This window comes from Synechococcus sp. R3-13 (assembly GCF_047462195.1).
Classification (GTDB): domain Bacteria; phylum Cyanobacteriota; class Cyanobacteriia; order Thermostichales; family Thermostichaceae; genus Thermostichus.
This window is the reverse complement of the sequence record NZ_JANSIO010000412.1, coordinates 1-639: the sequence shown is the minus strand read 5'-3', so window position 1 is coordinate 639 and position 639 is coordinate 1. Positions and strand designations below refer to the sequence as shown.

The window sequence follows — 639 nt, the reverse complement described above, 5'->3', positions numbered from 1 at the left end:
CGGAGCACTATCGCGTTAGCGGTGCGGAGCACCATCAGGGTGCGGCAGAAAAGCAAGCTGCCCGACAGGAATTGGCCGTGGATTTTATTCGCCATGGCATAGCCGAGGAACCCCGGCCAGAAGTCGAGGATGCCTTTCGGGCCCTTACAGACGAAGGTCGCAGGCGCTGCCGCAAGATTGCCCGCCAGCTCAAGAACATGGGCTGGAGGTGGGATCTCCTGCTCACCAGTCCCTTGGTGAGGGCTCGGCAGACGGCTGAGATCTTTTTGGACGAGAACCTGGCCGAAGCTGTGGAGGTGTTTGAGCCGCTGGCTCCGGGGGGCAGTTTTGCTGACCTGGTGCGCTGGCAAGCAGAGCGGGAACCTCTGGCGTCTTTGGCTCTGGTCGGTCACCAGCCGGATCTGAGCCTGTGGGTACAAGCGGCTGTTGGTCTAAACCCGGCCAACGCCCACGCGATCACCCTCAAAAAAGCGGGCCTAGCCCAAGTGCGCTTTGCCGAAGGCCGGATTGACTACCGCCAGGGATCCCTGACTTTGTTGCTCTCCCCCAAGGTGGTGCTGCGCTGAGAAGAAGCTGGCTCATCATGATAAACGCCCAACGAGTCGGCCAGAGCATGACTCTAGTCAATAATAAGCTCAA

At 59.9% G+C, this 639-nt stretch carries 1 protein-coding gene; it reads left to right on the top strand.

Features of this window, described 5'->3' with window-relative positions; all coding sequences use genetic code 11:
- Positions 1 to 566, top strand: a 566-nt coding sequence (sixA, locus tag NW856_RS12100) for a phosphohistidine phosphatase SixA (protein ID WP_414400475.1), incomplete at its 5' end; no start/stop codon positions are given.
- Positions 567 to 639: the final 73 nt, after the last annotated feature.